Origin of the sequence: Micromonospora sp. NPDC049799 (genome assembly GCF_040656655.1) — a bacterium.
In the GTDB taxonomy this organism is placed as follows: Bacteria; Actinomycetota; Actinomycetes; order Mycobacteriales; family Micromonosporaceae; genus Micromonospora.
Genome location: NZ_JBFAMU010000357.1, coordinates 1 through 5128 on the forward strand (window position 1 = coordinate 1; position 5128 = coordinate 5128).

6 protein-coding genes and 2 pseudogenes are annotated in these 5128 nt (G+C 73.0%); 3 read left to right on the forward strand and 5 right to left on the reverse strand.

Features of this window, described 5'->3' with window-relative positions; all coding sequences use genetic code 11:
• Positions 1-141: 141 nt before the first annotated feature.
• From AB0I76_RS21995 to AB0I76_RS22005, 3 genes are all read right to left on the reverse strand, one after another.
• Positions 142-633 carry a SigE family RNA polymerase sigma factor gene (locus tag AB0I76_RS21995; RefSeq protein WP_357038467.1) on the reverse strand — a complete coding sequence of 164 codons (492 nt, stop codon included), beginning with the start codon at positions 631-633 and terminating at the stop codon, positions 142-144.
• A 109-nt stretch (positions 634-742) separates the two neighbouring features.
• Positions 743-1726 carry a 2-dehydropantoate 2-reductase N-terminal domain-containing protein gene (locus AB0I76_RS22000; protein ID WP_357038470.1) on the reverse strand — a complete coding sequence of 328 codons (984 nt, stop codon included), beginning with the start codon at positions 1724-1726 and terminating at the stop codon, positions 743-745.
• A gap of 55 nt (positions 1727-1781) precedes the next feature.
• A complete protein-coding gene (locus AB0I76_RS22005) occupies positions 1782-2525 on the reverse strand; it encodes a M50 family metallopeptidase (RefSeq protein WP_357038473.1) in 744 nt (247 codons plus the stop codon).
• Positions 2526-2644: 119 nt separating this feature from the next.
• Between AB0I76_RS22005 and AB0I76_RS22010 the strand changes: the two are divergent.
• Positions 2645-2848, forward strand: a pseudogene (locus AB0I76_RS22010) (Uma2 family endonuclease); the annotation flags it as partial.
• A gap of 84 nt (positions 2849-2932) precedes the next feature.
• Positions 2933-3688 (forward strand): GH25 family lysozyme, encoded by a 756-nt coding sequence (locus AB0I76_RS22015; RefSeq protein WP_357038475.1) that lies wholly within the window; start codon positions 2933-2935, stop codon positions 3686-3688.
• Positions 3689-3776: 88 nt separating this feature from the next.
• On the opposite strand, the gene AB0I76_RS22020 is transcribed toward AB0I76_RS22015, so the two are convergent.
• The gene (locus tag AB0I76_RS22020; protein ID WP_357038478.1) at positions 3777-4007 is read right to left on the reverse strand and encodes a hypothetical protein; all 231 of its coding nucleotides are present in this window, start codon (positions 4005-4007) and stop codon (positions 3777-3779) included.
• A 91-nt stretch (positions 4008-4098) separates the two neighbouring features.
• Positions 4099-4779 carry a hypothetical protein gene (locus tag AB0I76_RS22025; RefSeq protein WP_357038480.1) on the reverse strand — a complete coding sequence of 227 codons (681 nt, stop codon included), beginning with the start codon at positions 4777-4779 and terminating at the stop codon, positions 4099-4101.
• Here AB0I76_RS22025 and AB0I76_RS22030 point away from each other — a divergent pair.
• Positions 4772-5128, forward strand: a pseudogene (locus AB0I76_RS22030) (hypothetical protein); the annotation flags it as partial. The gene AB0I76_RS22025 and the pseudogene AB0I76_RS22030 sit on opposite strands and share 8 nt — an antisense overlap.

Here is a 5128-nt window from a genome sequence, read left to right on the forward strand (position 1 = left end):
GACCTGCACACCGGCGAGATCGCCGACCAGATCGCCGACCGGCTCGCCCGCCACGGGGTGCCGCCGCAGCGCCGGCCGCTTCGGCCCAGCGGACCCCGCTCAGCTCCCGGTGCAGCCGCTCGAAGGTCAGGTGCTCGGACATCAGGCCTCCTCCAAATCAGAGACGGCGAGCAGGCCGGCGAGCGCGGTGCGCCCCCGGGAAAGTCGGGCCTTGACCGTGCCGACGGGCGCCTCGGTCTCCCGGGCCACCTCCGCCACCGGCATGCCGAGCAGGTAGTACAGGGCCAGCGCGGTGCGCTGCTCCTCGGGCAGCCGGCGCAGTGCGGCGACCACCTCGACGGTGTCGGTGCCGGGACCGGGCGCGCTCGGTTCTGCCCCGTGCCGCAGGTAGGCGCGGGACCGGCTGCGCAGGCTCCGCCAGCGGCTCACCGCGATCCGGCTCGCCACCACCCGCACCCACGCCTCCGGATCGTCGTACCCGCCCACCGTCGACCAGCGCTGCCACGCCCTGATGTACGCCTCCTGCACGGCGTCCTGTGCCTCGCCCAGGTCACCGGTGAGCACGTAGACGAACCCGAGCAGCCGTTGCCGGCTGCCCCGGTAGAAGTCGTCGAACCCGTCGACGTCCGGCACCTGCTACCTCCCCCGTGGCGGTCTCAGGAGACACGCACCCGCGGGCCGGTCCGGTTGCCGGTTCTCAAGGGGTTTTCTCGCGGCCCGCACACGGGCGCCATGCTCACAGTCAGGCGAGCAGCTTCTCCAACTCGGCGATCGGGAACTCGCCGGCGGGGATGCCCTCGCGCAGCGCGCGGCGTACCCCGAGCTGCACGGCGGCGTTCGCCGGCGTCGGCACCCCGTGCAGCCGGCCGAGCAGCACGACCTCGCCGTTCAGGTGGTCGGCCTCGGCGGAGCCGGCCCCCCGGGCCAGGCTCTGCCAGGTGGAACCGCCGGCCCGGTCCGCACCACCCACCGGACGGTGCCCGACGAGGTCACCCCGCTCGGCGGCCTCCTCGGCCCGGCTGGTGTGCGGGATGCCGGCCGCCGCCAGCACCGCCTCGCCCTCGGCGCGTACCCGGTCCCGGAGGTCGTCGGGGACGTCCCGGCCGAGCAGCGCCTGCAGCCCGTTGCCGAGGTTGGCCAGCAGCTTGCCGTACTTCCAGCGCATCACGTCGTCCCGCACCGGAGCGACGAAGCCGGCGGTGGTGAGGTCGGCGGCGACCGCCCGGTCGACGCCGTCCACCCCGGACGGATACCGGCCGAGGTGCAGCATCCCCGGGTGCGGATGACCGTTGGCCACCACCACGCCCGGGTCCAGGTGGGTGGCGGGCAGCCACACGCAGACCCCGTGCACGTCGGCGAAGAGCCGCAGCGCGGCGGCCTCGTTGGCCACCCCGTTCTGCGCGGTGAACAGGGGCAGCCGCTGTGCCGCCGTACCGCCGCCGGCCACCGGCGCGTCCGCCCACGCCGCCAGGGCGGCATCGGTGTCCTGCGACTTCACGGTCAGCACCAGCACGGTGTCCGTCGGCAACGGCTCGGCGCCCGGCCCGTCGACCGCCGACCCCCGCCAGGTGGTGTCGCGGTCCGGCCGGCGCAGGGTCAGACCCCGCCGACGGATCGCGTCCAGGTGCGCGCCGCGCGCCACCAGGGTCACGTCGTGGCCGCTCTCCCCCAGGCATACGCCGATGGTCCCGCCGACCGCACCAGCCCCGATGATCACGTATCGCACGGACCCATTCTGCCCTCTGGCCCGCCCGTGCCCGCGCCCGTCCGGTCCGGACCGGTCAGACGGTGATGCCCGCGTCGGTGAGCAGCGGGCCGGCGAGCAGCAGGGCTCCGGCGACCAGGGCGACCAGGTTGACCAGGGCGAAGACGGTCACCCAGAAGAACGCGGGCAGCGGCGTGATCCCGGCGAGCTGGTCGGCGTCGGAGGCCGGCATGCGGCCCCGGGCCCGCAGCCGCTGCAGCTCCACCACCGGCCGCACGCCACCGAGCAGCAGGAACCACACCCCGGTGTACGCGAACGCGGCCTGGACCTGCGGGCTCGCGTACCAGGAGACGGCGAGGACGATCCCGCCGGTGACCAGCAGCGACAGCACACCGTAGACGTTGCGGATCAGCACCAGCATGGCGAGCAGCAGCGCCACGGCGACCCAGAGCAGCAGGGTGATCCGGTTCCCGCCGAGCAGCCACGCGCCGGCGAGGCCCACGAGAGGTGGCGCGACGTAGCCCGCGAGCAGGGTGAGGATCATTCCGGGGCCGGTGGGCCGGCCGGCGGAGAGGGTCAGGCCGGAGGTGTCCGAGTGCAGCCGGATGCCGTGCAGCCGGCGACCGGTCAGCAGAGCGGCCAGCGCGTGCCCGCCCTCGTGGGCGATGGTCACCGCGTTGCGGGCGACCCGCCACGGCAGCCGGGTGGAGACCACCACCAGCGCGGCGAGCCCGGTCAGCAGGACCAGCAGCGGGGGTGGGTCGGGCTGTGCGCTGAGGAGGCGGTTCCAGAGGTCGGAGAGCCCGTCGATCGACACCATGGGGCGCGAGCCTACCGGCATGATCCGTGTCGGTCCGGGGCCACCGCCTCGTATCGTGTGAGGCTGACCGGGTGGCGATCGGAACAGGAGGTGGACGCAGGTGAGTGCAGCCCGGGGCCGACCGGGTACTCAAGATGCAGCTCTACGCGATCGCCCGGATTCCCTGGTACCTGCTGGTCGAGCAGGACGGTGCCGGCCACTCGCTGCGGCTGTACCGGCTCGACGGCGGGCACTACGTCGAGGACCAGGTGGCGAAGGCCGGCGAGGAACTGAGCCTGGCCGAGCCCTTCCGCTGGCGGCTCGACCCGGGGACGCTGCGCTGAAGGTTTCCTCGGCACCCCTTGCGGTTGCGGGCACTTCCCTTCAAAGATAGGTGTCAATAGATACCTGTCTCTCGGGAGGTTCTCGTGACCCGTACCCGATCATCCCTGCGCCGAATGCTCGCCGGCGGCCTCGCGGCCCTGGCCGCCGCGGCGGCGGCGCTCGTCGCCACCGCCACCCCCGCCGCCGCCGCCACCACACCCGGCATCGACGTCTCGCGCTACCAGGGCACCATCAACTGGACGAGCGTCCGCAACGCCGGCATCCAGTTCGCGTTCATCAAGGCCACCGAGGGTACGAGCTACCGGGACCCGAACTTCAACAGCAACTACACCAACGCCTACTACGCCGGGGTGATCCGCGGGGCGTACCACTTCGCCCGGCCCAACATCTCCTCCGGCGCGACGCAGGCCAACTACCTCGCTTCCAACGGCGGCGCGTGGTCGGCGGACAGCCGCACCCTGCCGGCGGCGCTGGACATCGAGGCGAACCCGTACAGCGGCGGGTACTGCTACGGCCTCAGCACCACCGGGATGCGGAACTGGATCCAGGACTTCCTGAGCACCTACCGCTCGCGCACCGGCCGGTACGCGGTCATCTACACCACCACGAGCTGGTGGAACCAGTGCACCGGCAACTGGACCGGTCCGTGGGCGAACCACCCGCTCTGGTTGGCCCGCTGGTCGAGCACGCCCGGTGCGCTGCCGGCCGGTGCCTCGGTGTGGAGCTTCTGGCAGTACACGGCGACCGGCCGCGTCTCCGGCATCAGCGGGGACGTGGACCGCAACTACTGGAACGGCGACAGAACGCGCCTGATCGCGCTGGCGAACAACACCCGCTGACGCAGTTGGCGGCAGCGGGATCGGCTGTCACCGTACGGTCGACAACTGGTCCGGCTGCCGCCACGCAACCTGCCGGGCGGAAAGCGCCTCAGGCTCGTCGCCGCGCCACCGCCGGAACGGCCACCGCGTCGTTCGACGTGAGCGCGCCACGTCGCGTCATCCGCCGGACGCCGAGCCCGCCGAGGGTGACCGTCACGACGCTGAGCAGCGCCACCAACAGCGGCATTCCCACGCTGGCCAGCAGGAGGACGATGTCGCCGAGGGCGACCAGCATCCACAGTGCCACCCGGGGTCGGGCGTTCTTCCGTCGATAACCCATGTCGAACCCTCCCTTCCGTCGTGACGTACAGGTACCCCGTACGACGGAAGGACATGCGAACGAATATCACCGGGGACGCGAATCCCGCCAGTCAGTTCACCCGGTCGGGCTTGAACCCCTTCACGACCTGGTCGAAGGCGGCCAGGTTGGCCTGCCACTCGGACTCCGCGATCTCCCACCGGATGGCGTAGCCACGGTTGCTCGCGGTGGCGAAGCCGCGGTTGCGCACATGGATCCGGGCGCCGTCCCGGCTCTCCAGCCACTCCCAGTCCGCACACGTGCGGTACCAGTCGCAACGCTCGATGCTCAGGTACTCGTAGTCGTTGACGAATCGCTTGCGGGCCGGCTCCTGGCTTTTCCAGTCGGCGACCGCGTCCGCCTTGGGGTTGCTGCCCCACTGGACCAGCATCTCGCCCACCCCGCCGGACTGCCGGAAGATGACCGTGTCGGAGCCGGTGCTGGTGACCCGCCAGCCCGGCGGGACCGGGATGGAGAAGGTTGGCCCCTCGTGCCGCGTCCAACCCGCCGGCAGCACGTTCGGGTCGGCCGAGGGGGTGGCCGACCGGGTCGGGGTGGGGGCCGCGCTGGTCGGTGCCGGCGCGGCCGGGTCCGAGGCCGACGGTGCGGGTGCGGACGTGGGGGCGGCGGTGCAGGTCGCGCCGGCCTGCGGGGCGTCACCACCGCCTTCTCCGTCGCCGTCACCGCTGTTCAGCAGCGGCACCACGATGACCAGGCCGAGGAGCAGCAGCGCGACCAGCGCACCGATGAGCACGTTACGGCGGGTGTGGTCGGGCTTCGTACCGTCGCCGGCGATCACCGTCGCCCGACCGGACGGCGGGCTGACCGGCGCGGGCATCACCGAGGTCGGGTTGACCGGTGCCGGCTTCGCGGCCGCCGGCTTCGGCGCGTCGACCTTCGCCGTCGGCGCGGTGTCCGACGTGGGCGCGGGGGCGTCGACCCGGGCGGTCGGCGAGGCGTCCGACGTGCTCGGTGTCGGGTCGGCCGGAGCATCCGGCGTCGGGTCGGCCGGCGCGTTCGCGGCGGCGGCCCCCGCAGCGGCGGCGGCGCCGGCCGCGGCGGCATGCGGCGTCCGCTGGGCGGGCGGCGTGGCCGGCTTGGAC